This is a genomic window from [Clostridium] ultunense DSM 10521, from assembly GCF_000511955.1.
Taxonomy (GTDB): domain Bacteria; phylum Bacillota; class Clostridia; order Tissierellales; family Tepidimicrobiaceae; genus Schnuerera; species Schnuerera ultunensis.
Genome location: NZ_AZSU01000003.1, coordinates 100,475 through 127,205, shown reverse-complemented (window position 1 = coordinate 127,205; position 26,731 = coordinate 100,475). Strand labels below are relative to the sequence as shown.

Below are 26,731 nucleotides of genomic sequence, written 5' to 3'. Positions count from 1 at the left end.
CAAACTCCATTATCCTAATCTTATATTTGAATCCAATTGATTTCCCCTCAAATACTCAGATACATTAAGTTTCTTCTTTCCAGGGAATTGCAATTCCTCTATAACAATACATGAATCGGAACAATTCACATATATTCCATCATCAGAAACCTTTATTATTACTCCATTATCCTGGTGGGAAAACTTTTCAATTCTTTTAGCTTTATGGATTTTAACTTTCTTACCTTTGTAAACCATATAAGCAGAAGGCCAAGGTTTTAGACCTCGCACTAGGTTTATTATATTATCTCCATTCTCATTCCAATCTATTTTGCCAATTTCCTTAGAAATCTTAGGTGCATAAGTAGATAGTTCATCAGATTGAGGTATACTAGTTATATTGCCCTTTTTTATATCCTTTAATGTTTCAACAATCAAACTTCCACCCAGCTGAGACAATTTATCGTGGATTGATTCCGAATCATCCTCTTCAGCTATGGGTATGGATTCATATTTAAGCATATCTCCCGTATCTAAACCTTCATCCATCTTTATTATAGTAACTCCCGTCTCCCGCTCCCCATTAATAATAGCCCAATTTATAGGAGCTGCTCCTCTATACTTAGGTAGAAGAGAAGCGTGTATATTTAAGCACCCATATTGTGGTAAATTAAAAACATCCTTCTTTAATATCTGACCATATGCTACTACTACAATACAATCTGGTGAAATCTCCCTTAACCTATTTATAGATTCTGTAGAGTTTACAGAATCTGGTTGATAAACTTCTAATCCTAATCCCAGAGCCCTCGCCTTTACAGGTGTGGGATGTACCTTTTTACCTCTACCTCTAGGTCTATCCTTTTGAGTAATTACCAAGGGAATATGGTATCCATTTTTATTCAAGGCTTCTAAAGATGGGACAGCAAACTCAGGTGTACCCATAAATACAACCCTCATACTATCACCCCCAGTCCTATTCTTGTTCCTCTTCTTCTGGTACTATTTCTTGGATCATTTTATCAATAAATAGTATTCCATTTAAATGATCTATTTCATGACAAAGAGCCTTTGCTAACAATCCTATTCCTTCTAGTGTTTTTTCTTCCCCATATTCATCCAAATATTTTACTTTAACTCTTTCAGGCCTTTTAACGGTTCCAGCCCTATTAGGGACGCTCAAACAACCCTCTACATCAATATTTTCTCCTTTTTCTTCAATTATTTCTGGATTTACAAGTTTTATTGGTCCTTCTCCAATATCTATAACCACAACTCTTCTTAAAACTCCTACTTGAGGTGCAGCTAAACCTACCCCTTCATTTTCATACATGGTATCTATCATATCATCAAGTAAGATTTTTATCCTTTCATTTACTTCGGTAACCTTTCTAGAAGTTTTTCTTAAGATGGGATCTCCAATATATCTAATCTGTCTAATAGCCATATTTCTCCTCCTACAATATTGAATTAGGGTTAATATCTATATTGAATTTAACTCCTGTTAAATCTATTTTATTCCTATTCAATATACATACCCATTCTATTACCTGTTTTAACTGTTCCATATATTCATCCTTAGATTTAATAATTATTTGGTATCTGTAATTTTTCTTAATCTTTTCCAATGGAGCTGGAAAAGGGCCAACAATACTATCTTTTAAATCCTTAAGACCACTATCTTCTATGTTTTCAATCAATAGATTGTAAATTTTTCTAGTTATCATTCCTACATGCATATTATCTTCTCCATATATTACAATAGATATTAAATTGACAAAGGGAGGATAGTTGAATTCCTTCCTTAAGAGGATTTCCTTATTATAAAAAGCTAAATAATCATGATCCTTTGCATATTGAATACTATAATGATCAGGATTATAGGTTTGGACTACTACTTTACCCTCCAAATCACCTCTGCCAGCCCTCCCTGCTACTTGGGTAATAAGCTGGAAAGTTCTTTCAGAAGAACGAAAATCCGGCAAATTGAGACTAGTATCTGCTGCAATTATTCCAACCAAAGTAACATTTTTAAAATCTAGCCCTTTTGCCACCATTTGGGTGCCTATTAAAATATCTATCTTTTCATCTTTCATCTTGTTAAGAATAGATTCATGACTTCCTTTTCGACTAGTAGTATCCATATCCATCCTCTTTACTACAGCCTTTGGAAAAAATTTCCTTGTGAACTCCTCCACCTTTTCTGTGCCTATACCAAAATATTTAATATATTTACTTCTACAAACTGGGCATATTTTAGGTGGGTTTATGGCAAGGCCACAATAATGACATTTTAATTTATTGTCTCCCAAATGGTAAGTCATAGATATACTACATTCACTACATTTTACTACATATCCGCATTGTCTGCAAGAGACGAAGGTGGAATATCCCCTCCTATTTAAAAAAAGTATAGTCTGATTTCCCACCTTAAGGTTTTCGTCGATTGCTTCATAAAGCTCCTTACTAAATATGGATTTATTGCCTAGTTTAAGTTCCTCCCTCATATCCACGATTTTAACTTCGGGGAGTTTTTTGTCCTTTACCCTCTTTTTTAAATTCAATAATTTTGTATCTCCCTTTCTACTCCTATAATAGGATTCAATAGAAGGAGTGGCAGAACCCTGAACTAGGAAAGCCCCTAACTGTTCACATCTTTTCTCAGCCACTTCAATAGTATCATATTTAGGGTTCATGCTAGATTTATAGGTAGATTCATGTTCTTCATCGATAATAATAAGACCTAGATTGGTAAAAGGGGCAAATATTGCTGAGCGTGCACCTACTACTATCTTTACCTTCCCTTCTTTTACCTTCCGCCATTGATCAAACCTTTCGCCAAAAGATAGTTTACTATGAAGAAGGGCTACATTATCTCCAAATCTTCCCACGAATCTATGGATAGTTTGAGGTGTTAAGGCAATTTCTGGTACAAGGACTATGGTTTCCTTCCCCCTTTTAATCATCTCTTCTACTAATTGGAGATATATTTCCGTCTTACCGCTTCCCGTTACACCATGGATAAGAAACTTATTGTTCTTCTCTCCATTATTAATACTCTCTAATATAGTATCAACACAATACCTTTGTTCTAAAGATAGTTGGAGTTTCTCATAGGGCTTAATATCCTTCTTAATGGGAGTTCTATAGACTTCCTTTTCGAATATCCCAATTATACCCTTCCTTTCTAAAGCCTTTATTGTAGAAAGGGAGCTATCGGTTCTGGTCATCAACTCTTTTATAGATATTTCATCCCTAGTCCATAGGTATTTTGCAATTTCCAGCTGTTTGTAACTTCTTTTCCCTATTATATTTAACATCTCTTCATAGGAAATAGAACTATCCTTTATAAAAGCAAATTTTTCATATTTTTTTTCTATAGAAGTTTGGATTTCCAAAGAGGTTTCAATTATTCCTTTTTTTTCTAATTCCCTAATAACCTTGTTAGTTACCTTGTTTTTTATTAAACCTTTCAAGAATTCTAATTCTATTTTTCCACCTTTTTCTTTAATTAAATCAACAATATTTTTTTCTAAAGGATTTAAATCAACATAGACTTTAGAATCCAACTCCTTAAGAATAATATTGGTTTTAACCTCTTTAAAGTCTCCAGGAGGTAAAACCGTCTGGAGTGCATCAATATAAGGGGATAAGTACTCCTTGGACATCCATATACTTAAATCTATTAAATCCTTAGATATAAGGGGTTTGTCGTCAATAATATCTATTATCTTTTTTAATTGATACTTCTTTTCATAATCCTCCTGAACATTAATGACAATTCCCTTAATTACCTTATTCCCTCTTCCAAAAGGTACTAAAACCCTCATGCCTTCTTCTACAGAATCCAACATATTAGAATCAATTAAATATGTATAAGGCTTGTCAGTACTTGAAGCCTTATTGTCTATAACCACTTGAGCATACTTCTTATTCATAAAATCATTCCCTTATATGGATTAAACATTAAAAGCTAGATAAAGGTAGTCATCTAGCTTTTATCGTTTATCAATTCTTTAACCTTATTCAGGATTATTTTTGCTACTTGTAACTTATCCAATATTGGGTAATCAGTAACCATACCATCTTTATCTATAATGGTTACCAGATTAGTATCCGTTTTAAAACCAGCACCATCTTTAGAAACATCATTAGCAACAATGAAATCCAAGTTCTTCTTTGCCAGTTTTTCCTTAGCATGTTCAATTAGATTATTAGTCTCTGCTGCAAATCCAACAACTATTTGGTTCTTTTTGAGATTTCCAAAATGGGCAACAATATCTGGATTCCTTATATATTTAATATTTAATTCATCTTTTTCTCCATCTTTTTTCTTAATCTTTTCATTACTGACCACTTCAGGTCTATAATCCAAAGGCGCAGCTGCTTTTATTAGTACTTCACATTGATAAAAATGTTCTTCTACAGCATTAAACATTTCCCTTGTAGTATTTACCTTAATGATTTCCACTCCTGTTGGAGGTTCTAAATTCGTTGGGCCACTAATCAATACAACATCTGCCCCTCTTTTATTTGCTTCCTCTGCTATTTTATAGCCCATTTTTCCACTAGAATGGTTTGTAATATACCGTACTGGATCTAAAGGCTCTATTGTAGGCCCAGCAGTAACCAGAATCTTTCTTCCAACTAAATCCTTATCATAAAAACTATCTATTACATATTCAACAATATCCGCTGATTCCGCCATTCTACCAGGGCCATAGGTTTGACAAGCTAATATGCCTATTCCCGGCTTAATGAATTCATAACCTAATCCTTTTAAGTAATCCATATTTCCTTGTACAATTGGATTCAAATACATATTGGTATTCATAGCTGGAGCAAATATAACTTTTGCCTTTGTTGCCATAATAGTAGTAGTCAACAGATCATCGGCAATTCCATTGGCAATTTTACCAATAATATTTGCTGTAGCTGGTGCAATTAAAAAAACATCTGCCTTTTCTGCTAAAGAGATATGTTCCACATCATAATTTCTTGGTTCTTTAAACATATCTACATAGACCGGATTTAATGCTAAAGTTTGAAAAGTTAAAGGTGAGACAAATTTTGTAGCATTTTCAGTCATGATTACTTCTACATTGGCATTTTGTTTTTTTAATCTGCTTACCAAATCCACCGCCTTATATGCAGCAATCCCAGCTGTTACCCCAACTATTATATTCTTATCTTTTAGCATCCTTTCACCTACTTAATACCCTTTATTTCCGGTCTTTTATATTTAATCTTTCCTTGAATTATCTCCTCAATAGCAATACTTACAGGCTTAGTTGACGAAGTTTCAACCATTGGTTTTCCACCATCCACTAACTGTCTAGATCTTTTGGCTGCCAACATAACTAGAGTATATCTGCTATCAGCAATATTTGATAGTTCATTAATTGATGGATTGAACATAATAGACCTCCTTAATCAACAATCTTTTTTATAATATTTTTTAATCTTTTTACTTTAAGCTTTTCAGCCCCAATTATCATTTCAGTTTTTTCTACGGCTTCTTCTATTTTATCATTGATTACAATATAATCATATTCATCAATGAATTTTAGTTCCTCAAAAGCATTTTTAAGCCTAATATCTATATCCTTATCCGTCTCCGTCCCTCTCTTCTTTATCCTATTTTTCAACTCACTCATGGAGGGCGGTAGTAAAAATATAAATACTGCCTCTGGATAGGATTCTTTTACTTGTAAAGCTCCTTGTACATCTATTTCCAATATGACTATTTCTCCTTTTTCAATTTGCTCTAATACAAATTTCTTGGGAGTTCCATATAGATTCCCATGTACATTAGCATATTCTAAAAATTCATCCTTCTCTACCATTTTATTAAATCTTTCTTCATTAATAAAGAAATAATTAACTCCGTCTATTTCGCCCCTTCTAGGCATTCTAGTAGTAGCCGATACGGAAAAAACAAGTTTTTCATTCCTTTCTAATATTTTTTTACATATAGTGCCTTTGCCACAACCCGAAGGTCCAGATATTACCAGCAAAAAACCCCTCGACATAATTATCCCTACTTCCTAATTTAAGTCTATTTTTTCGCTTGATTTACTATTTAGTCTTTGAGCAACCGTCTCTGGCTGGACAGCTGAAAGTATAATATGATCGCTATCTGTAATAATTACTGCTCTCGTTCTTCTCCCATAGGTAGCATCGATTAATATTCCATCATCTCTTGCTTCCTGTATCATCCTCTTTATAGGAGCTGACTCTGGACTAACAATAGCAATGATCCTGTTAGCAGATACGATATTACCAAAACCAATATTTATTAATTTAATACCCATACCATTACCTCCTTTAGTATCATTCTACGTTTTGAGCTTGTTCCCTCATCTTTTCTAGCTCACTTTTAACATCTATTACATGGTTACCTATAACCAAATCATTAGCCTTTGAACCTATGGTGTTTATCTCCCTATTCATTTCCTGAATAATAAAATCCAATTTTCTGCCAACAGGCTCCTTTTCTTCTAAAGTTTGCAAAAATTGATTAATATGACTTTTAAATCTGACTATTTCTTCGTTAATATCTGATTTATCTGCAAAAAAAGCAATTTCATTATTCAATCTTTCATCGTCTAAATTATACCCTTCATCCAGTAATTCTTCAATTCTCTCCTTTAGCTTTTCCTTATATTCTTCTACTACTAAGGGGGATCTCTTTTCAATTTCTATTATCATATTTTCAATCTTCAATATCTGGGACTCCATATCCTTTTTAAGGATAGTTCCTTCCTCTTCTCTCATAGCTATAACCCTATCTAAAGCCATATCCAAAGCATTACTTAAACAATCCCAGGTAGTATCCTCATCCATTTCCTTTCTCTCAGATGTAATTATTTCAGAGTGACATAGTAAATGGGATAGTTTTATTTCATCCTTGATATCTAATTGATCTATTACGATCTCTAACCCAGCTTTATAAGCTTTAGCTAATGGTATATCAACTTTAACCTCCATAGCCGATTCACTAATGTATTCTAAGTTTATATATACTTCTACCCTTCCCCTACTAATTCTATTCTTGATCCTTCTTTTTATTTTTTCTTCTAAATAATTAAGATATTTGGGGATTTTTAATACAATATCATTATATCTATGGTTTACAGTTTTGATTTCCAAACTGAAATTATGTATTCCATCAGAACTCTCTCCCCTGCCAAAACCTGTCATACTCTTCATCATTGAATCCATCCTTTCTCCTTCATGAATAATGATACCAACTTATTAATTATTGTCAACGGAATTAACAATATTATTTATAGTCTAAATAGAAATTATAATATTGGCAACTCAAATAATCTATAATTTGTTACAATATTTTAATATTTTTCCTATCAATCTATTAAGTTTATTTATTTTTTGTGAAATGATATAATAATGTTATTATTGATTTGGGGAGGAATTAATATGTCTTTAGACGGAATAGTCACAAGAGCTATAATTAGAGAATTGAATGATACCATTTTAGGTGGGAGAGTCGATAAAATTTACCAACATGAAAGAGATGAGATATTAATCAATATATATAATAGAGGCAAAAATAGAAAATTATTAATATCAGCTAGTAGTAATAATCCTAGAATCCATCTTACAAACTGTGGAAAATCAAACCCATCCTCTCCACCTATGTTCTGTATGTTGCTGAGGAAACATCTAACTGGAGGAATAATTTTAAATATAGAGCAATTTCACATGGATAGGATCATATTCATTGATATATCTTCCTTGGATGAATTAGGTCAGCCTATAGAAAAAAGGCTTATTGTTGAAATTATGGGTAAATACAGTAATATAATTTTAATAGATAAAATCTCTTTTAGGGTTATCGATTCCATTAAAAGGGTCACCCCTGATATGAGTAGAATCAGACAGGTTTTGCCTGGGGTAGAATATAAATACCCCCATCAAAATAATAAGATAAACCCTTTAGACTTAGCTGAAGACCAGTTTTTTCAATTAATTGATCAAGACAATGGCAATAGGCCTATTTATAGGTTCTTTTATACCAATTATATTGGTTTAGGGCCTTTGATTAGTAAGGAAATATGCTTCCAATCCAATATTGATATGGATAGGCCTTTAGCTAGCATAACCTTCGAAGAAAAGAAAAAAATATTCAGCATCTTTATGGCCATAGTCAAAAGAATAAGAGATAATAATTTTAAACCTATTTTGATTAAAAATAACCATGGAAGAAACTATAAAGCTTTCTACGCCCTAGATATAGAACAGTTTGGCAACAATAAAATATTATTAGCTTCCATTAGCCAAGTATTAGATGAATATTATATTAAAAACGATACACTAGACCGGGTAAATCAAAAAGCCCAATCCTTAAGAAAATCAGTGCAGACCAAATTAGAACGTTCTTTAAATAAGCTAGCTAAACAAAAACAGGAATTATTAGATAGTAAGAACAGGGAAAAATTTAAAATATACGCAGACCTGATTTCGGCCAATCTATATAGAATCGATAAAGGATTAAGCCAAGTTGAGCTAGAAAACTTTTATTCTGAGAATATGGAAAAGATAATAGTACCTTTAGATGAAAGGTATTCACCAGCTGAAAATGCTCAAAAATATTATAAAAGATATTCAAAACTTAAAAATGCTAATCAACTATTATTAGAACAGATTCCAGAAACACAAGAAGAAATAGATTATTTAGAAAATGTATTAAATAGCATAGACCATTGTACAGAGGTTCTAGAATTAGATGAAATAAAAGAAGAATTAATTAAAGAAGGCTATTTAAAGGGTAGTATTAAGAAAAAGCAAAAAAAAGACATGGTTTCTAAGCCCTACCAGTATATATCCTCAGATGGATTCCATATCTTTGTGGGAAAAAATAATAGACAGAACGATTTTTTAACTTTAAAGACCGCCCACAAAGAAGACCTATGGCTCCATGTACAAAAAATGCCTGGTAGCCACGTAATAGTTAAAACGGAAAACCGAAGGGTATCAGAAAAAACTTTAGAAGAAGCAGCTATATTAGCAGCCTATTATAGCAAGGCTAAAAATTCTACCAATGTAGCCGTAGATTATACAGAAAGGAAAAATGTAAAAAAACCTAAAAAAGCTAAAGCCGGTATGGTAATCTATGAAAATTTCAGTACAATTTTTGTCACACCAGATAAAAAAATAATTAATAAACTTGCAAAGATAGAAGGTTCGTAAATCTTCTATCTTTTTGTTTTTATTACCACTCTATCTAATCCATCTACTTCATTGAAATATACATTTACCACTTCACTTTTGGAAGTAGGAAGATTTTTTCCAACATAATCTGCTCTAATTGGCAACTCTCTATGGCCTCTATCTACTAAAACTGCCAATTGTACCTTTCTAGGTCTGCCCATATCAACCAAAGCATCCAAGGCCGCTCTGACAGTTCTACCGGTAAATATTACATCATCGACTAAAACGATGATTTTGTCATTAATATTATAGTCAAGTTTTACATCCTTAACCACTGGTTCTCTATAGATTTCTGTTAAGTCATCCCTATACAATGTAATATCCAAGGTCAAAACATGGATTTTTTCTCCTTCTATCTCCTCAATTTTTCTAGCCAACCTTTCAGCAAAGGGAACGCCCCTAGTTTTAATTCCAACTAGTATGATATCTTCAATACCCTTGTTTCGCTCTATAATCTCATTAGCTATTCTAGTAGTAGCCCTTTGTATGGCCTTTTCATCTAATATAATAGCCTTTGTTTCCAATACAATCACCTACCTATTCCTTTCTCTTAATATTTCTAAAACTTTCTTAAATTTTACAGGTAGTTCTATTTCAAACTCCATGTATTTGCTCCTTCTTGGGTGAACAAAGCCTAGTTTTTTTGCATGCAATAACTGACTTTTTAAACCAAACTCGTTTTTTCTTTTGCTATATACTGTCTCCCCAACAATAGGATGATTAATATATGCCATATGTACTCTAATTTGATGAGTTCTGCCAGTTTCTAATGAAGCTTCTAATAGAGTATAGTCCTGAAATTTCTCTAAAGCCTTAAAATGGGTTATTGCCTCCTTGCCATTTTCTTTCCTAACAGTCATCCTCTTTCTATCTACTGGGTGCCTACCTATAGGTACATTAATAGTACCCTCATCTGAATTCAATACTCCATAAACTAAAGCCTCGTATATCCTTTCCATGCTCCTGTTTTTCAATTGTTGGATCAATGAATTATAGGCAATTTCATTTTTTGCAACTGCTAACAGACCAGATGTATCCTTATCCAATCTGTGAACTATTCCAGGTCTTATAATATCCTTGCCAGAATATAAACTATCCACATGGTATAAAAGGGCGTTTACCAAAGTACCTGTAGGGTTTCCCGGAGCCGGATGTACCACCATATCTTCAGGTTTATTGACTATTACAATATCCTTATCCTCATAAATAATATCCAAAGGTAGATTTTCAGGAATCGGTTCTTCCTGTTCTTGCTCAGGCAATTTTATCTGTATGTAATCCCCTATTTTAACACGGTACCTTGCCTTACTACCATTTCCATTTACAAGAACTAATCCCTCCTTAATCAATTTCTGTAAATAGCTTCTTGAAACATTGTTTAACCTAAATGCAAGATAGGAGTCTAATCTTTCACCCTCTGTATCCTCCACGTAAAATTCCAATAATTCCATTTAATTCTCCTCAGCTCTCATATTTATTTAATAATATTAGACCCATAACCAAAATAGTTCCAACTACAATAAACATATCTGCCACATTAAATACTGGAAAATCGTATCCCTTTCCTAATTTAAAACTAATAAAATCTACTACATAGCCTAATCTAATCCTGTCAATAAAATTGCCAATAGCACCACCCAATAACATGATTAATCCAAACTTCAAATACTGATTTATACTATGAGAGTACTTTACCAAAAAGAAAACTATACTTAAAATAACTACAGATGTGATTAAAATAAAAAAGACTTTCCTATTCTGCAATATACCAAAAGCAGCTCCAAAGTTTTCCACATAGCATAGCTGGAAAAAATTTTCCACAATCACATATGGGCTTTTCCCCTTTAAATATTTTACAGCTGCAAACTTGCTTATTTGATCCAATACTATGATCAATACTACCATCAAATACAACAAAATAGTTTCCTCCTTATATTATTGAATTATAATATTATTTTAAAACATAATTTACTTTATTACAACAGGGTTTAGGATTATTATGTTTAAAAAAATAAAGGCCTCCAATGAAAAATTTTCATGAAGCCTTTAGATTACATCTCTATTCATTTGTTTCATCATAATATTCCTGGGAAATCTTTTCCACTTCCTCTACCACCCCACTATTTTCCTCATCATAGACTCCCATATCATCCCCTGTAGTAAAAGAAGGATCACTATCTATCCTATTGTATCTAGCTACTTCTTGATAACTATCTTCCCTATCCAACGCATTGCCTTCACTGCGACTTTTGCTAAAAGGACTAATACTGTCTTCCTCTTCAGGTCTAAACTGTCTCTTTTTATCTAAAGGTATCTTTTTATTAGCGCAATCAACACATAGTTTCACATAAGGAATTAATTCTAATCTTTCTTCATCAATTCTTTTCCTACAGGCTTCACATAATCCAAAATTATCTTTATCCAAAGCCTCTATAGATTTTTCAATTTCATATAAAGTATTATTTAATTTATCTATTAGACCTTTATCTTGTTCCATCATAAACACTTCAGTTCCTAAATCTGCAGGATGATTATCATAAAAAGACAGTTCAGTATAATATTCATCCATAGCGCCAAATTCCTCAATATTCTTCATCTTTTCTAAAATATTTAATAGTTTTTTCTTCTCTACGTACAATCTTTCCTTGAAATATTTCTTTGTTAGCTTACTCATGTTTCTCCTCCTAAATAGGATATAAATATAGATAAAGATATCCATAATAATATGCCCATATCTATATTAATCATGCATATTAAGTATGGTTAATTCATGAATACATCAATAGAATTAAAAGGAAGAAAAGAAGATTGTTTTTATCATATTTAGCTCCCCAAATATGAGTAAGTAGAATAAAGAAGAATAACAATTCATCATCATACCTCTCCACATAACCGTCTGTCATAATTATATCCCTCCATTATTATCTTTATAATATATTATATGAGAATGGAGGGATATAATTTACATATTAGCTTTTAATGCTTTTATCATACTGTTAATTTCATTAAATAGAATTTCAAATTGGCTGAAATTTAAGGATTGGGCGCCATCGGATAATGCCTTTTCTGGTTCTGGGTGAATTTCTATCATAAGTCCGTGAGCCCCTAGAGCCAAAGCAGCTTTAGACGCAGGTAATACTAATTCCCTTCTTCCAGTGCCATGGCTTGGATCTACCAAAATTGGGTATTTAGTTTCAGATCTTATTATTGGAACACTTATTAAATCTAAAGTGTTTCTAGTATAATTTTCAAAGGTTCTAATACCTCTTTCACAAAATATAATCCTTTCGTTCCCTTTGAGCCTAATATATTCAGAGGCTTTTATCCATTCATCTATAGTAGCGCTCATTCCCCTTTTTAGCAATACAGGTTTGTCTACTTTTCCCATTTCCTTTAAGAGAGAATAATTCTGCATATTCCTTGAACCTATTTGATATATATCTATATATTCATAGGCCTCTTCAATATCCCTTGGATCCATTATTTCAGAAATCACTTTAAAATTATATTTCTTTTTTATATGATATAAAATTTTTAAACCATCAACCCCCAATCCTTGGAAATCCTTGGGGCTTGTTCTTGGTTTAAAAGCACCTCCTCTTATTATTTTAACTTCTAATCTATTTAAAAATCTACCTATAGACTCCATCTGTTCTTCATCTTCCACAGCACAAGGCCCTGCAATTATAGTAAATTCTTCTCCACCTATAGATAATCCATCATCTATTTTAATCTTTTCTGTCATATCTACTCCTCCATCAAAATATCCTAATGCTCTATTAAATAGAATTTGGGGGCTAGGCCCCCAAATCATCAACTTCATTATCTACTTTACCCATGTTTTGTGATTCAGAATTAGACTCATCTGCACCGTCTATGTACTCCTCTAATTCATTTTCATCCCTTATATTAGTATCATCCATTTCTATTTTAGAATAAAATTCATCTAAAGATATCAGCTGTGCTTCAATAAAGGATTTAAAGCGAGTTTTAAAAATAAATATTTCCTTCTTTAAATTTCCATACTCTTTTTGAATATTTTTAACTTCTTCATTGGCAGCAGTAATTATCTTTTTGGCCATTAATTCTGCATCTTCGATAATGATTTCAGATTTTTCCCTTGCTGTTCGAGTCACCTCATCAGCTGTACTTTGGGCAACTACAAGAGTATCTTTTAAGGTTTCTTCTAAATTATTATATTGTTTAATCTTTTCATCTAATATAAGGATTTTATCCTTTAATTCAATATTTTCTTTGTAAAGCTTTTCATAGTCTTCGATAATTTCATCTAAAAATTGATCTACTTCCGATTCCTTATACCCTCTAAAGGACTTTTTAAATTCTTTATTTTGAATGTCCAGGGGTGTAATCATATAACTCACTCCATTTATTTTAATAGTCTAAGTTCCACTCTTACTCTTCCCTTTTTACTAATTCCTTTAATTGAATTCAAAATAAATCTACCAAAACCCTTAGCTGAAATAATATCCCCTTCTCCAATATCCTTAGATACCCTGTCAATAGGTTCCCAATTAACTTTTGTTTTTTTTGACTCTATTAGTCCTTGGCTATCCTTCCTAGATAAATTCCAAGCACTGCTGATTAGCGCATCTAGCCTAAGAGAAGGAACTGTTGTTGTTATATCCTCAAATTCTATATTGCTTGATTTTAATTCTTTTAGAGGAATTTCCCTTACCTTAACCTTTTCTTTCCCAACCTTCCTTAAGCTAATTAAAATATAATCAAAGATTTCACTTTTTACTACTACCTGAACATTATCTTCATGTATTAATATATCCCCTATTTTTTCTCTATTTATTCCTAAATTAAGGATTCCGCCTAAAAAATCTCGATGGGATAATTTACTAATATTTCCCTCTATCATTAAAGATCTTATAGGAGATTCTATATCCTGATATTGGAAGTATTCAGGATATATCATTATTACTTTTCTTTCTGCTTCATTTATACCGCCTAATTCCTTATAAGAAATATCTATAAATCTATTCAAAATAGACTGAGCTAATCTCCTTTCATAAGGATCCATAAAATCTGTAATTCCAATAGTATGCCTATTCATAACTATTTCAATCTGATCTAATACTCTCCGCATATTTAAAATTTGTTCTTTATCCACTATATGGTTTAATAAACTGTCTCTGTCCAACCTCAATTTTACCACTTCAAACCTAAAATAATATAGCCCTTATAACTCTTAATATAAGTCTAAGTATTAGAACAGCTACAATAGGTGAAAAATCAAACATGCCAGTATCTATACCTAATCTATAGATCAATTCCCTCGCTGGCGATAATATGGGTTCCGTTAACTCATATACGATCCTACCTATTGGATTATAAGGACCTATTCTTAAAAAGGAAAATATGATCCTAACTAAAATTAAAACTTCAATAAGATTGAATAGAATACTTAATGCTCTATATAAAGTTATCATCAAATTACCTCTTATTCTAATATTTTACCATTGGAAAATCGCTTTGTTTTTTAGTTCATCTTTAATATTGCCATCTATTTCTACATTGCTTGGAGCAAGTACAAATATGTCAGTAGTTACCTTTTGTATAGTCCCTTCTAGGGAATAGAGCCCTCCATTGATAAAATCAAAAATTTGTCTTTTAATTCCAGGTTCCAATTGTTCTAAATTTACCACAACCGTCTTCCTCATTTTTAAATCATCTACAATCTTTGGTGCATCTTCATAGTTTAACGGTTCATGGACTACTAATTTCATATTTCCAGCCGTATGGATATTGACAACTTTGTTTCTCATCCTTTTAGTATTTGTATTAACAGGTAATTCATCTAGCTCTTCCAATTCTTCATACTCTTCATATTCATCCTCTAAATCCAAATCATCAATCCCTATAAAATATTTCAATTTATCCATTATACTTGACATAGTGACCCTCCTTATCTATATTTTCTTTGGCCAAATATACCAGTTCCTATTCTTATCATGTTAGACCCTTCTTCAATTGCAACTTGATAATCATTGGTCATACCCATAGATAAGATTTCCATCTTCACATTAGTATAATCTTTATTCTTTATTACTTCACTAAACCTACGCAATTCTTTAAATACCCATCTAACTTCTTCAGCATCTTCTACAAAAGGTGCTATGGTCATTAAACCCTTTACCCTTATACTATCATATTTCAATATCTTCTCTAAAAAGGGTATTACTTCATCCAATTTTAATCCAAATTTACTCTCTTCCTCTGCCACATTAACCTGTACTAAGGTATCTACTATTATACCATGTTTTTTAGCTCTTTTGTCTAATTCTTTTGCTAAAGATAGGCGATCTAAAGAATGTACCAGAGCTACTTTGTCGATTATGGTCTTTACCTTATTAGTCTGTAGATGGCCTATCATGTGATATTTAGCCTTATTACCAATAATATCGTACTTTTCAACTAATTCTTGAGTCCTATTTTCACCAATATTCGTCAAACCTAGTTCAATGGCCTCATTTATTTTGTCTACTCCAACAGTTTTAGTTACTGCGATAATATGGACTTTATCTCCTGTCCTTCCAGATCTTTTTAAAACCTCTTCAATATTCTTTTCGATATTTAGTAAATTATTCTTTATAGTAATTTTTATTCCCTCCTCGATGTCAGTCTATTATCATTCCTTCTTTTATGCTAACAGTGTTTAAAAGGATTTCGTCAAATTGTCTTACAGTTCTAACTGGATTATCACTTCCCTTTATATTAATATTATAGTTTTTGTCCCCTTTGCTTATATAAGCAAACTCATCATCTTCTTTTATTATCTCAACAGGCCTAAATCTTACTATTCCACTAATCTCCTTTATATAAACCCCTTTAACACCATCTTTTTCTGTAATAGCTTTACTTTGAATTCTATATCCATCATATTTATATTTAATAATATTCACGTTCAAATACCTCTTGTCGTAATAATGATGAAAATCTGTATTAAACTTGGCTATAATCAATCCTTTGCCTTTATCTTTAGATATCCTCTCTATACGACCCTCCAGTTCATCTTCTATCTGTTCTCCTGTTAATAGGATTAAATTTCCTTCTTCATAGGATGAAATATCCTTTAGATTTTCAATCTTGATGATCATGTACCATTCAAAATTATCCATTATCTTGAAAATTGGTTCATCTGCTTTTACATTATCCTTATTGGATATTATCCTTTGTTTATTAGATATCTCCTTAAAATCTGAGTATTTATAATCGTCCTTGTGATTAATGGAATATATTTCTTCATATCCATCTATTTTATAGGATATAACGCCAGATTCTTTAGAGAAATAATTAATGATATTGCTAGAAATTTGATTTACTACTTCTTCTCTCTTTTTCTTTAAGTTTTCCAAGCTTTGATTGATTAATGTATTATCCCTTCCAATATCTTTCTGTTTTCCATCATATATTGATAGTTTGTCCTTTAAAATTTCAGCCTTTTCATATTCTCCTCTGGATATACTCATCTGTATATCCTTTATAAGATTGTCAATACTTTCTACTAACTTATCTTCATCCTTCTTTATGTTTTCATTATCCATTTCAGTTTTAGTTAATATATCTATCTTATTATCAATCTCCTCCAACTCCTGTTTCAAAGTAGAAGTATCATCAAGGAGAGTAATTTTAGCTATTTTAGTTCCTGCTGCCACTCGTTCTCCTTCATTAACGTATAATTCTATCTTTCCTTCTCCGTCAGCTTTATACAAGCTTTCTTTTTTTATTATAACAGCTTCTGTCCCTATTTTATCCTCGATTAAATATTGTTCTGGCAAAGCAGTTTTAAAGGCAGTAGCAAATAGTGAAGGAACACTTCTAAATAAGAGATAAATAAAAATCAGACTAATAAAAAACAGTTTCCATCTTTTCTTCCTTTTTCTTCTTTGTTTGCGTTTTTCTTGGGACATTTTACCACCCTTAATAAATTTCTTTGCTATATATAAATTCTACATTGACTAAAATATTCCTTTAAAAATTAAAAAATCTACCATATTTACTTATAACTTTAAATTTTAATATATTATCTATATCTAATTGTTTTATTTCATTATCATGGGTTACCATTAAAATAGCTTTTTCCTTTTTTATAGCTCCTATTAAAATACCAACAAATTTATCTTTAGCATTCGTGATGATCTTTACTTCATCTCCAGATTTTACTCTAGAGCCATCTAAAACGAATTCTTTCATATCCGCCTTTTCTAAATGCTGAGGAGTTACATGTTTATTGTCGATGATTATTAAATTATTCTTTAAATAGATTTTTTCTTTCAATACAACTAATATATACCCTAAAACGTTAATTGCTAATAAAAATATTAATAATCTTTGAATATATGTCAACAAAACTCATACTACCTCCATATAAATTTATTTTATATTAAGTATACCATATCTATTTCATTGACGAAACACTTTACAAATTTTAAATTATGATATATAATATAATTTGTCAAATCGGGATGTGGCGCAGTCAGGTAGCGCACAAGTCTGGGGGACTTGGAGTCGCTGGTTCGAATCCAGTCATCCCGACCATTTTGTTGTAATGTTTATAATACCTTTAAAGTAGATATTATTAATTTTACATTTGAAATGTTTCCTGATATTTTACTATAAAATCTGTGTAAATGGCACTAAAATTGGCACGAAGAAAACCTCTCTTGGTTTGGTAAAATTATTAACCATCTCATACCAAGGAGGTTCTTTCACGTGGATAAATAGTAAGATATTTTAGATATGATTATACAAAATTATTATAAAACAACCTTATAATCTTTTGTTTCTATTGAATTTCTTCTATCATTACTCTATCCATAATAGATTCAATATTATCCCTGTTGACTTTCCCAGTTTCTGCTTCCATAGCATTAGCAGTGCCACAAGCAGTAGCAAATTTTAACATATACTGAAAATCGTAATCTCTGGCTAAAGAAATAGCAAATCCTGCTATCATAGCATCTCCAGATCCTACTGGATTTATTGCTTTTATTTTGGGCACTCTCACCTTATATACTTGATCCTTATGAAAAACTAAAGAGCCATCTTTTCCAAGGGATACCACTACTATATTTACTCCTTTGTTCAATATATAGTTAGCGCCATCAATAATATCCTGCTCTGTTTCTAGCGGTCTACCTATGAGACTTTTTAATTCTTCCTTATTAGGTTTGACTAAAAAAGGCGATGCTTCAATGCCATATTTTAACGCTTTACCAGAAGTATCTAATATAAACTTTTTCCCCTTAGCTTTTCCATGTGCAATTAATTCTTTATAGGTACTAACGGGAGTTCCCCTGGGTAAGCTACCTGAGGCAACAATAATATCATAATCTTTTACCAAATTTTTATATAAATTTTCAAACTTTCTCATTTCATCCTCAGTTATCACAGGACCACTTTCCAATACTTCAGTTTGTACACCATTGTCAGATATAATGGCTAAACAAGATCTAGTTTCTCCATTTATAGATATGAAATTGTGATTTATATCTGCTTGGTTCAATTCACTTGATATATACTCTCCACTAAAGCCTCCCAAAAGACCCGTGGCCATTACTGACTCCTGAAAACTGTGTATTACCTTAGTCACATTTAACCCCTTGCCCCCAGGGGTATATTGCACATCCTCTGTTCTGAATATTTCTCCTTTTTCAAATTCCTGCAAAGTGTATCTTCTGTCTATAGAAGGATTCAATGTAATAGTCAAAATCAAAAACATTCCTCCCTTTCTATTAATTACTATTTCTATACTTTATTATAAGACCCGCAAATCTTAATTTTATCTATGACTATGTTTTTAACTACTTCTTTAGCAGGAGTAAAGTATTTTCTTGGATCATTAGCCTTTGGATTTTCATCAAAATATTTTTTGATTTCTCTAGAAAAAGGTACTTTTAGCTCTGTTGATATATTTATCTTGCAAATCCCAAATTCTATAGCCTTTTGGATATCCTTTTCTGAAACTCCTGATGCTCCATGAAGGGCTAAGGGAATATCTATAATTTCATTCATCCTAGCCAATCTATTGAAATCTAGCTCAGGCTCAAATTCATATACTCCATGGGCAGTACCTATGGCTACTGCCAAAGAATCTATTCCTGTTTCTTTTACAAATTCTAATGCCATAGCCGGGTCCGTAAGAAAAGCATCCTTTTCATCAATTGTCCTGTCATCCTCCACTCCACCTACTCTACCTAATTCTGCCTCCACATATACATTATACTTTTTAGCAAATTTAACTACTTCTTGAGTAATTTTTATATTATCTTCATAATTCTTTAATGAAGCATCTATCATTACTGATTTATAGCCAACTATTATACATTCTTGTAAAAAATCTATATTAGAACAATGGTCTAAATGTAAGGCTACTGGTATATTGTATCTTTTGGCACCAGTTTTTGCTATGGCCACTAAATAATCTAATCCAGCATATTCAACAGTTCCAGGAGTAGTAGCTATTATTACAGGAGATTTCATTTCCCATGCGCCATCTAATACTGCCTGGAAGGTTTCTAAATTGTGTATATTAAATGCTGGAACTGCATATTTATTCTTCTTTGCATCTAGCAATATTTCTTTTGTAGAAACAATGTCCATATTTATCATCCTCGCTTTATAGAAATATTTAGCCATGAAAAACCGCGGCCAAATATTATATTCCATTATTTTTTGATATATTTCCTATATTATTTGATTTTTTTATATAGGGTACCATAGAATCTTTTCCTGTAGATATACTCATATTTATAATCTCATCTAAATTATTTAATTTTCTATTAGTTAATATTTCAAATAGTAATGGAAGATTTGTTCCCGCCAATACTCTTGTATTTTCAATATCCTGAGATAATAATACGCAAGTATTAAATGGGGTACCTCCTATTAAATCAGTTAAAAATATTATTCCATCTAATTTTTCCATACTTTTAATTTTAGCCTTTATATTTTCCATTAAATCTTCTGAGGAATCATTTATATTAAAATTTATTGCCTCGAAATATTCCTGTTCTCCCATTATCATATCTACTGAACTCAATAAACCCTCTGGAAATTTCCCATGTCCTACTAAAACTATTCCATACATATTATCACCTAAATTATATTATTCCTATTAAATACCCTACAACACCTATAATTACAGTTATTACTATTAACATTACTGGAGATAAATCTTTTTTCAACAATCTATACATTAATAGTGCATAAGCTAAAGGTAATAGTTTTGGCATTACCTGAACATCTAATAATTCCTGCAGAACTACTTCTGAACCTTCTGTTTTAATTACTATTGGTGTAGTAAGATTAATAAAGGAAGCTATTAGACCACCTACTACAGTTAAACCTAATATAGAAGCAGCTCTAGATATACTTTCAGTGCTAGTTTTTAAAGTATCCATTGCCTTAATACCAGTGTTATATCCATAGTTCATTAGTCCAAATCTTAAAGCAAAATGTACTATATTAAATATTGCCAAGAACACAAATGGACCAGCAATATTACCTTGCATTGCCATAGAAGCACCTATTCCTGCACTTATAGGAAGTAATGTCATCCAAAATAAAGCATCTCCAATTCCACCTAATGGTCCCATGGTGGCAACCTTTATGGCCCTTATAGTGTCAGGATATTCTTTGTTTTCTTCCATAGCAATCACTATCCCCATAATAAAAGTTACTAAAAATGGATGAGTGTTGAAAAATTCCATATGCATAGACATGGATTTTGATAAATCCTTTTTATCCTTATGGATTTTTTTCAACCCTGGGATCAATCCATAAAGCAAACCTGCTGCCTGCATCCTTTCATAATTGAAAGATGCTTGTAAAAATAATGACCTCCAAGTCATTCTATTTAAATCTTTTTGATTTATTACTTTTTCTGTACTTTTATCAACATGAGTAGCATTAGATTCCATCAGTTCTTCCTCCTCTCCTTGAAGTTTGAACTTGTCTAGCTTTATTTGCGTAGAAATCATACATTGCCACTGATAATCCTAATAACGACACTCCTAGTATAGGTAGCCCAAAATAAGCAACTAATACAAATCCAACAATTAAAAATGCTGCATATTCTTTCATTAACATAATCTTTAATAACATGGCAAACCCTATTGCTGGCATCATACCTCCGGCTACTCCTAATCCTTCAATTAACCATGTAGGCATAAATTCCACGACCCTTTGTGCTAACTCTGCTCCAAAGTAAACTGGTAAAAATGCGATTATAGCATAGAATATAAATAATGTTAACATACCAAGATAGTTGATTCTTTCAATCCCTTTTGTATCAGCATTTTTAGCATATTCGTCAGCTTTATGCATTACTGGTGAAAATGCAGTAAAGATTAAAGTTATTGCCCCTTGTACTGCTACTGCAAAAGGTACGGCAACCCCAACTGCCACCTGAGGATCTTGCTTTGCTAGAATGGCAAATGCACTGCCTATTATTCCACCTATAACAACATTTGGTGGCTGTGCACCTGCAAGAGGTACTGCTCCCATCCATACAAATTCTAATGTTGCTCCCGTGATTAGTCCAGTCTGAACATCACCTAAAATTAACCCAACTACCATGCCTGTTACTACAGGTCTATGAAAGTGAATCAATCCATCAAATAGGTCAATTCCAGCCAGACCAGCCCATATTGCAATGAGCAAGGACTTTATAAACATAGATAAACCCCCTTATTAATTTATTTACTAATCTTGTTTTAACAAGATTTAGTTTCTAAATAAATTCTAGAATATCCTTTGATCTCTCATCAGGAACCCGCCTAATCTCTAGCTCCACACCTAATTCATGTAGTTTTCTAAGAGTTTTCGCATCGTCTTCATCAATGGATACAGTAGAAGTAATTTGCTTTTTACCTTCACTAAAATGCATATTACCTATATTTACTTTTTTAATCGGAACCCCACCTTCGACTAATTTAAGCACATTTTGTGGAGTTCTAACTACTAAAAATATTAATTGATCATCTGCTGCAAAGTGAATCTTGTCAATAGTTTCTTGAATAGTAAAATATCTAGTATCTACTGTATTTGGTGCAGCCATATCCATTAAGCTTTGTTGTATATTATCATTAGCTACAACATCATCAGCTACTAAAATTAAATTTGCTCCTATATGATTGACCCAAGTTACTCCAACTTGACCATGAATAAGTCTATTATCAATTCTGGTTGCTAAAATATTTGGCATAATATCACCTCCTCAATTATTTATAATCATAAATTGCAACACCTTTTACCACCCTATTAACTGTCCCTGTTGGGCTAGGGTTATCAGGTTCTACTCCCAATTTAACTGAAGATAATAGTGCAAATATTTGTGCATAAAGTACATATAATAATCCAATGAATACTTCATTATCTATTTCTCCTGCATTGTTAATATATATATGATGTTCAGATACATTTTCTATATCCTTAGAATACCCTTTCCCAATAGTTGTTATCTTATGTTTCCCTAAATCATGATACATTTCATTAATTAAATCCACATCATATTTTCTAGGATATTCCTTATCAGAAATATAAACAAAAATATAAGTGCCATCATTTACTATAGATTTAGGTCCATGTCTAAAGCCAAGTATAGTTTCACTATGGGAGATTATTTGTCCCCTAGTTAATTCTAATAGCTTTAAACTACTTTCTTTTGCTAGACCATAAAATGTTCCCGAACCTAAATAAACTACTCTATTAAAATCTCCCTCAATTAATTCATCTAGATTTGTGTGACCATTGTTTAAGATTTCCTTTCCCAACTTAGCCGTTTCCAATAACTGATCTTTATTCTCCCCCAAATTATCCCAATCAAACAATAATAAGGCTGCTATTGTCATACAAGAAAAGCTGCTAGTCATGGCAAAGCCTTTGTCATTAGATTCCTCTGGCATAAGAAGTAATAAAATATCTTCTTCTTTGTCTGATATATTGGCCAACTCCCCTTCTTTATTGCAAGTTATAAACACATGGCTAATATCATCAATTAGCTTATTTGCCAAATTGTAGCTAGCTATACTTTCAGGGCTATTTCCAGAACGAGCAAAGGATACCATTATGGTAGGTATATCTTTTTTTAAATACATTTCAGGATTGGCTACAATATCTGTACTAGGTATAGCTTGAAAATCCCATTTTCTTTTTTTGTTTAAAAAAGGAGTTAGTATTTCTCCTACGTAGGCAGAGGTCCCAGCTCCTGTAAAAATTATTCTAAGATTTTCTTTTTCTATTTTTGCCTTCACAAATTTACTTATTTCTTCCTGATTTGACTCAATAATATTGAGTGTCTCTATCCAAAGATCTGGTTGATTAAATATCTCTGTTGCTGTATTAAGTCCATTTAATTTTTCCCATTGTCCTCTATCAAAGCCAAACATTAAATCACTCCCATTATAATATTTTCAGACATAATGTCATAGTGTCATAATGTTGTCATTACCAGTTGCTTTAAAAATTACTTACCTAAATAAACATGGTATTTAAATCTATCTCCCCTTGCAATTCCTTTGGTATACTCAATTATGGAACCATTCTCATATGTTATTCTCTCTATCATCATGCTAGGAAGCCCAGGAAAATACTCTAGTAAATCCGCCTCGTATTCTCTAGTTAGCACTGATTGAAATATTTCCTCTGCTCCGGTAAAAGTAGCATCATATTTTTTGGTAAAAATATCATACATTGCATTTTGCTCTAATTCTTTTTTGGTTATTCCAGGAAATCTACTATAAGGGACATGAGATGTCTCTAACATCATAGGTTCATTATCAGCCAATCTTAATCTTGTAAATACATATATCTTGTCTCTGGGATTTAGATTCATTTTCATAGCAACCTTTTCATTAGCTTCCATTATATCAAAATCTAATACTTTAGATGAAGGAACTTTGCCAATTTTTTTCATCTCTTCCGTAAAGCTATAAAATTCTAATAGGTCTTGCCTAAACTTTTGTTTTGATACAAAAGTTCCTTTACCATGAACTCTATATATATAACCTTCCTTTTCTAATTCCTGAATAGCCTGTCTAACGGTAGATCTACTTACATCATATGATTCACAAAGCTCTCTTTCAGAAGGTAGCTGATCATCCTCCTCAAGATTCCCTTTGTCAATCATCTCCATAATTATATCCATCAGTTGATAGTACAATGGAATTCTACTGGATTTATCTATTTTCTTCATCAACACATCACCTTTAATCTATAATGGTACGTACCACTTACTATAATAATATATTAGAAAAGGATTATTGTCAATATAAATCGACTATCTTTCTTCAAAATAGAAAAAAGGTTAGTTAAACATTGCATAATACCTAAAACTCCCACCTCTAAGTTTTAGGTAAAGGTGGGAGAACTTCATAATAATTTGGATTGTTACTTTCAATTTAAACAATTATGCAAATCAATCCACCACTGCCGTCATTGATTATCCTTTCTAAGGCCTTTCTCATCTTATTCCTTGCATCATCTGGCATAGAATTTAATTTGCCTTGTAACTGTTCATTGACTAAGTCGTATAGGGACTTTCCAAATAAATTAGATTGCCAAATCTTCGATGGATCTTCTTCAAATTCATCTAAAAAATATCTAACCAATTCCTCACTTTGTTTCTCAGTTCCAATTAAGGGCGATACCTCAGTAGTGATATCACAACGTAATAAATGGAGGGAAGGAGCTTTTGCTTTTAGTTTTACACCAAATCTATTGCCTTGCCTATATATTTCTGGTTCAGCCAATTCCATTTCTTCTAAACTAGGACTTACTAAACCATATCCAATTTCATTTGCCTGAGTCAGCGCATTTTCTATTTTATCATATTCCTTCTTAGTTTGAGCCAATTTATTTATTAACCCTAATACCTGATAATCCCCCTCTATTGTATATCCAGTCATCTCTTTTAATACCTTGAAGAACAACCCCTCATCAATAATTAATTCGGCATTTACAACCCCTTCCCCTAATTTGATTTCCTTTATATTAATATTCTTTACTATATCTAATTCGTTTAAAATCCTTAGGGAACTGTCAACTTCATTTAATTTTTGTAAGGTCTGTATAGATTCCTTTAGGGAATTTAATATACTAGATTTTATCCAGTGGTTTCTTGGCAGTCCTTCAATCCAGCCTGGTAGATTTATAGTAATCTCCTTTACAGGAAATTCAAAAAGTAGTTTCTCAAAAACCTTTTCTACATCTTGAATTTCCATATTCAAGCAATCTACAGTTACAACTGAAACTCCGTACTTTTCCTCTAAACTTTCTCTTAACGCTATAGTGCTGTCTAAATTAGGATGTTTAGTATTGAGTATTATTACGAAAGGCTTTTCTAATTCTTTAAGTTCAAATATTACCCTTTCTTCAGCCTTTATGTAATTGGACCTATCGATGTCCGTTATAGATCCATCTGTGGTTACCACTATTCCAATAGTGGAATGATCTGTAATCACCTTCCTAGTTCCAATTTCAGCTGCTTCTTCAAAAGGTATATCCTTTTCATACCAAGGGGTTGAAACCATACGCGGAACATCATTCTCAATATGTCCAAGGGCTCCCTTTACTAAATATCCTACACAATCTACCATTCGTACTTTGAAGGTTACATTGTCTTTTAAAATCAATTCTACCGCTTCATTAGGTACAAATTTAGGTTCAGTAGTCATAATTGTTTTCCCGGCACCACTTAATGGTAGCTCATCCTTGGCCCTTTCCTTCTTATACTTATTTTCAATATTAGGTATTACCAGTAATTCCATAAATCTTTTTATAAAAGTCGATTTCCCCGTTCTAACAGGCCCTACTACTCCCGCATATATATCCCCTTCTGTTCTTTCAGCAATATCCTTATATATGTCAAACCTTTCCACTTTTCCCCCTCCTTCTCAATCATAATATAAATCAATAATACTTAACATTATATATATATGTACTAGTCCTTATAATATGATAGGCTTTAAAAAAAACCTACTATGAACATAGTAGGTTCAGTTTGTAGACAAAACACGGTTTCCTTCTTTATGGAAACCGTGTTTCTTAATGAACAAATAATAAAACTATATAAATTTGATAAAAGACCATGCATATTAACGCATGGATTGGATGGATTTGGTCCATTTTTCCTGGACCTCCACATCCAATTCGCTATCTTCTTTAAATTCATGCAAGCAGCAATAAGCATCGCCTGCGCCTTAACTTTTTTTAAGCCCCGTAGGGTTGTCCAGCGCATGCCATGCTTCTCTTTCATATCTGCAAATACACGTTCTATTGTTTCCTTTCTCATATCGTATATTTCTTTATTAATGCTTGTATGCCTTAAATGCTCGACTCCCTCCATATAATTTTCCCATATATGACGGGTAACAACTTTAGTATGGTTTTTGCTATTTGTGCATTTGTTTATATCTGGGCAATTTATACATATTTTAGGATCTGATTTATACTCCCTATAGCCATCTCTATTGGTTGTACTATACTTTAA

Annotated in this window: 32 protein-coding genes and 1 tRNA gene; 2 read left to right on the top strand and 31 right to left on the bottom strand. The window is 32.0% G+C overall.

Features of this window, described 5'->3' with window-relative positions:
• Nucleotides 1-9: 9 nt before the first annotated feature.
• The 8 genes from fmt to CUL_RS0107650 are packed head-to-tail and all read right to left on the bottom strand — an operon-like array spanning nucleotide 10 to nucleotide 7,194.
• Nucleotides 10-939: a methionyl-tRNA formyltransferase gene (gene fmt / locus CUL_RS0107685; RefSeq protein WP_025641032.1), complete on the bottom strand. Its 930-nt coding sequence runs from the start codon at nucleotides 937-939 to the stop codon at nucleotides 10-12.
• Nucleotides 940-955: 16 nt separating this feature from the next.
• The gene (def, locus tag CUL_RS0107680) at nucleotides 956-1,426 is read right to left on the bottom strand and encodes a peptide deformylase (protein ID WP_025641030.1); all 471 of its coding nucleotides are present in this window, start codon (nucleotides 1,424-1,426) and stop codon (nucleotides 956-958) included.
• 10 nt (nucleotides 1,427-1,436) lie between these two features.
• On the bottom strand, nucleotides 1,437-3,917 hold the full coding sequence (gene priA / locus CUL_RS0107675; protein ID WP_005586155.1) for a primosomal protein N': 2,481 nt from the start codon (nucleotides 3,915-3,917) through the stop codon (nucleotides 1,437-1,439).
• 53 nt (nucleotides 3,918-3,970) lie between these two features.
• A complete protein-coding gene (coaBC, locus tag CUL_RS0107670; RefSeq protein WP_005586153.1) occupies nucleotides 3,971-5,179 on the bottom strand; it encodes a bifunctional phosphopantothenoylcysteine decarboxylase/phosphopantothenate--cysteine ligase CoaBC in 1,209 nt (402 codons plus the stop codon).
• A gap of 8 nt (nucleotides 5,180-5,187) precedes the next feature.
• Nucleotides 5,188-5,397 carry a DNA-directed RNA polymerase subunit omega gene (rpoZ, locus tag CUL_RS0107665; RefSeq protein ID WP_005586152.1) on the bottom strand — a complete coding sequence of 70 codons (210 nt, stop codon included), beginning with the start codon at nucleotides 5,395-5,397 and terminating at the stop codon, nucleotides 5,188-5,190.
• Between the two features lie 11 nt (nucleotides 5,398-5,408).
• Entirely contained in the window at nucleotides 5,409-6,011 is a 603-nt protein-coding gene (gene gmk, locus CUL_RS16985; protein WP_035143016.1) for a guanylate kinase, read from the bottom strand.
• A gap of 15 nt (nucleotides 6,012-6,026) precedes the next feature.
• Nucleotides 6,027-6,287 (bottom strand): extracellular matrix/biofilm regulator RemA, encoded by a 261-nt coding sequence (remA, locus tag CUL_RS0107655; RefSeq protein WP_456243148.1) that lies wholly within the window; start codon nucleotides 6,285-6,287, stop codon nucleotides 6,027-6,029.
• A 25-nt stretch (nucleotides 6,288-6,312) separates the two neighbouring features.
• The gene (locus tag CUL_RS0107650; protein ID WP_025641027.1) at nucleotides 6,313-7,194 is read right to left on the bottom strand and encodes a YicC/YloC family endoribonuclease; all 882 of its coding nucleotides are present in this window, start codon (nucleotides 7,192-7,194) and stop codon (nucleotides 6,313-6,315) included.
• A 225-nt stretch (nucleotides 7,195-7,419) separates the two neighbouring features.
• Between CUL_RS0107650 and CUL_RS0107645 the strand changes: the two genes are divergently transcribed.
• Nucleotides 7,420-9,192: an Rqc2 family fibronectin-binding protein gene (locus tag CUL_RS0107645; protein WP_025641025.1), complete on the top strand. Its 1,773-nt coding sequence runs from the start codon at nucleotides 7,420-7,422 to the stop codon at nucleotides 9,190-9,192.
• 5 nt (nucleotides 9,193-9,197) lie between these two features.
• On the opposite strand, the gene pyrR is transcribed toward CUL_RS0107645, so the two are convergent.
• The 13 genes from pyrR to CUL_RS0107580 form a co-directional block, all read right to left on the bottom strand.
• Nucleotides 9,198-9,746, bottom strand: coding sequence for a bifunctional pyr operon transcriptional regulator/uracil phosphoribosyltransferase PyrR (gene pyrR / locus CUL_RS0107640; RefSeq protein WP_005586147.1), 549 nt, complete (start codon nucleotides 9,744-9,746; stop codon nucleotides 9,198-9,200).
• A complete protein-coding gene (locus CUL_RS0107635) occupies nucleotides 9,747-10,664 on the bottom strand; it encodes an RluA family pseudouridine synthase (RefSeq protein ID WP_025641021.1) in 918 nt (305 codons plus the stop codon). It abuts the gene before it with no gap.
• Between the two features lie 10 nt (nucleotides 10,665-10,674).
• Entirely contained in the window at nucleotides 10,675-11,130 is a 456-nt protein-coding gene (gene lspA / locus CUL_RS0107630; protein ID WP_025641019.1) for a signal peptidase II, read from the bottom strand.
• Nucleotides 11,131-11,272: 142 nt separating this feature from the next.
• Nucleotides 11,273-11,887, bottom strand: a complete 615-nt coding sequence (locus tag CUL_RS0107625) for a TraR/DksA C4-type zinc finger protein (protein ID WP_005586143.1) — start codon at nucleotides 11,885-11,887, stop codon at nucleotides 11,273-11,275.
• 94 nt (nucleotides 11,888-11,981) lie between these two features.
• The gene (locus tag CUL_RS19905) at nucleotides 11,982-12,116 is read right to left on the bottom strand and encodes a hypothetical protein (RefSeq protein WP_005586140.1); all 135 of its coding nucleotides are present in this window, start codon (nucleotides 12,114-12,116) and stop codon (nucleotides 11,982-11,984) included.
• 59 nt (nucleotides 12,117-12,175) lie between these two features.
• Nucleotides 12,176-12,958: a bifunctional 3-deoxy-7-phosphoheptulonate synthase/chorismate mutase gene (locus tag CUL_RS0107615; protein ID WP_005586139.1), complete on the bottom strand. Its 783-nt coding sequence runs from the start codon at nucleotides 12,956-12,958 to the stop codon at nucleotides 12,176-12,178.
• 52 nt (nucleotides 12,959-13,010) lie between these two features.
• On the bottom strand, nucleotides 13,011-13,586 hold the full coding sequence (locus CUL_RS0107610; protein WP_025641015.1) for a DivIVA domain-containing protein: 576 nt from the start codon (nucleotides 13,584-13,586) through the stop codon (nucleotides 13,011-13,013).
• A gap of 14 nt (nucleotides 13,587-13,600) precedes the next feature.
• The gene (locus tag CUL_RS0107605) at nucleotides 13,601-14,380 is read right to left on the bottom strand and encodes a YlmH family RNA-binding protein (protein ID WP_025641013.1); all 780 of its coding nucleotides are present in this window, start codon (nucleotides 14,378-14,380) and stop codon (nucleotides 13,601-13,603) included.
• 22 nt (nucleotides 14,381-14,402) lie between these two features.
• Nucleotides 14,403-14,669, bottom strand: coding sequence for a YggT family protein (locus CUL_RS0107600; RefSeq protein WP_005586134.1), 267 nt, complete (start codon nucleotides 14,667-14,669; stop codon nucleotides 14,403-14,405).
• A 24-nt stretch (nucleotides 14,670-14,693) separates the two neighbouring features.
• Nucleotides 14,694-15,134, bottom strand: coding sequence for a cell division protein SepF (locus tag CUL_RS0107595; RefSeq protein WP_005586132.1), 441 nt, complete (start codon nucleotides 15,132-15,134; stop codon nucleotides 14,694-14,696).
• Between the two features lie 11 nt (nucleotides 15,135-15,145).
• On the bottom strand, nucleotides 15,146-15,832 hold the full coding sequence (locus tag CUL_RS0107590) for a YggS family pyridoxal phosphate-dependent enzyme (protein WP_051403525.1): 687 nt from the start codon (nucleotides 15,830-15,832) through the stop codon (nucleotides 15,146-15,148).
• A 25-nt stretch (nucleotides 15,833-15,857) separates the two neighbouring features.
• Complete coding sequence (locus CUL_RS0107585; RefSeq protein ID WP_005586130.1) at nucleotides 15,858-17,150, bottom strand: biotin/lipoyl attachment domain-containing protein; 1,293 nt, start codon at nucleotides 17,148-17,150, stop codon at nucleotides 15,858-15,860.
• Nucleotides 17,151-17,211: 61 nt separating this feature from the next.
• The gene (locus tag CUL_RS0107580; protein WP_005586129.1) at nucleotides 17,212-17,589 is read right to left on the bottom strand and encodes a hypothetical protein; all 378 of its coding nucleotides are present in this window, start codon (nucleotides 17,587-17,589) and stop codon (nucleotides 17,212-17,214) included.
• 112 nt (nucleotides 17,590-17,701) lie between these two features.
• Here CUL_RS0107580 and CUL_RS0107575 point away from each other — a divergent pair.
• Nucleotides 17,702-17,778 (top strand) — tRNA-Pro (locus tag CUL_RS0107575).
• A 247-nt stretch (nucleotides 17,779-18,025) separates the two neighbouring features.
• On the opposite strand, the gene pfkB is transcribed toward CUL_RS0107575, so the two are convergent.
• The 10 genes from pfkB to CUL_RS0107525 all read right to left on the bottom strand — a co-directional run.
• Entirely contained in the window at nucleotides 18,026-18,961 is a 936-nt protein-coding gene (pfkB, locus tag CUL_RS0107570) for a 1-phosphofructokinase (protein ID WP_236616449.1), read from the bottom strand.
• Between the two features lie 26 nt (nucleotides 18,962-18,987).
• A complete protein-coding gene (gene gatY / locus CUL_RS0107565; protein ID WP_005586127.1) occupies nucleotides 18,988-19,842 on the bottom strand; it encodes a tagatose-bisphosphate aldolase subunit GatY in 855 nt (284 codons plus the stop codon).
• A gap of 55 nt (nucleotides 19,843-19,897) precedes the next feature.
• Entirely contained in the window at nucleotides 19,898-20,329 is a 432-nt protein-coding gene (locus tag CUL_RS0107560; protein ID WP_025641006.1) for a PTS sugar transporter subunit IIA, read from the bottom strand.
• 13 nt (nucleotides 20,330-20,342) lie between these two features.
• Nucleotides 20,343-21,161, bottom strand: coding sequence for a PTS system mannose/fructose/sorbose family transporter subunit IID (locus CUL_RS0107555; protein ID WP_005586124.1), 819 nt, complete (start codon nucleotides 21,159-21,161; stop codon nucleotides 20,343-20,345).
• Nucleotides 21,151-21,918 (bottom strand): PTS N-acetylgalactosamine transporter subunit IIC, encoded by a 768-nt coding sequence (gene agaW / locus CUL_RS0107550; RefSeq protein ID WP_005586123.1) that lies wholly within the window; start codon nucleotides 21,916-21,918, stop codon nucleotides 21,151-21,153. The genes CUL_RS0107555 and agaW overlap by 11 nt, the downstream gene beginning before the upstream one ends.
• A gap of 55 nt (nucleotides 21,919-21,973) precedes the next feature.
• Nucleotides 21,974-22,447, bottom strand: coding sequence for a PTS galactosamine transporter subunit IIB (gene agaB, locus CUL_RS0107545; protein ID WP_025641003.1), 474 nt, complete (start codon nucleotides 22,445-22,447; stop codon nucleotides 21,974-21,976).
• Between the two features lie 16 nt (nucleotides 22,448-22,463).
• Nucleotides 22,464-23,630, bottom strand: coding sequence for an SIS domain-containing protein (locus tag CUL_RS0107540; RefSeq protein ID WP_005586121.1), 1,167 nt, complete (start codon nucleotides 23,628-23,630; stop codon nucleotides 22,464-22,466).
• A 77-nt stretch (nucleotides 23,631-23,707) separates the two neighbouring features.
• Nucleotides 23,708-24,436, bottom strand: a complete 729-nt coding sequence (locus CUL_RS0107535; protein ID WP_025641000.1) for a GntR family transcriptional regulator — start codon at nucleotides 24,434-24,436, stop codon at nucleotides 23,708-23,710.
• Nucleotides 24,437-24,641: 205 nt separating this feature from the next.
• Nucleotides 24,642-26,120 (bottom strand): stage IV sporulation protein A, encoded by a 1,479-nt coding sequence (spoIVA, locus tag CUL_RS0107530; RefSeq protein WP_025640998.1) that lies wholly within the window; start codon nucleotides 26,118-26,120, stop codon nucleotides 24,642-24,644.
• 86 nt (nucleotides 26,121-26,206) lie between these two features.
• Nucleotides 26,207-26,731 (bottom strand): transposase (locus CUL_RS0107525; RefSeq protein WP_025640996.1); only part of this gene is annotated, 525 nt, incomplete at its 5' end.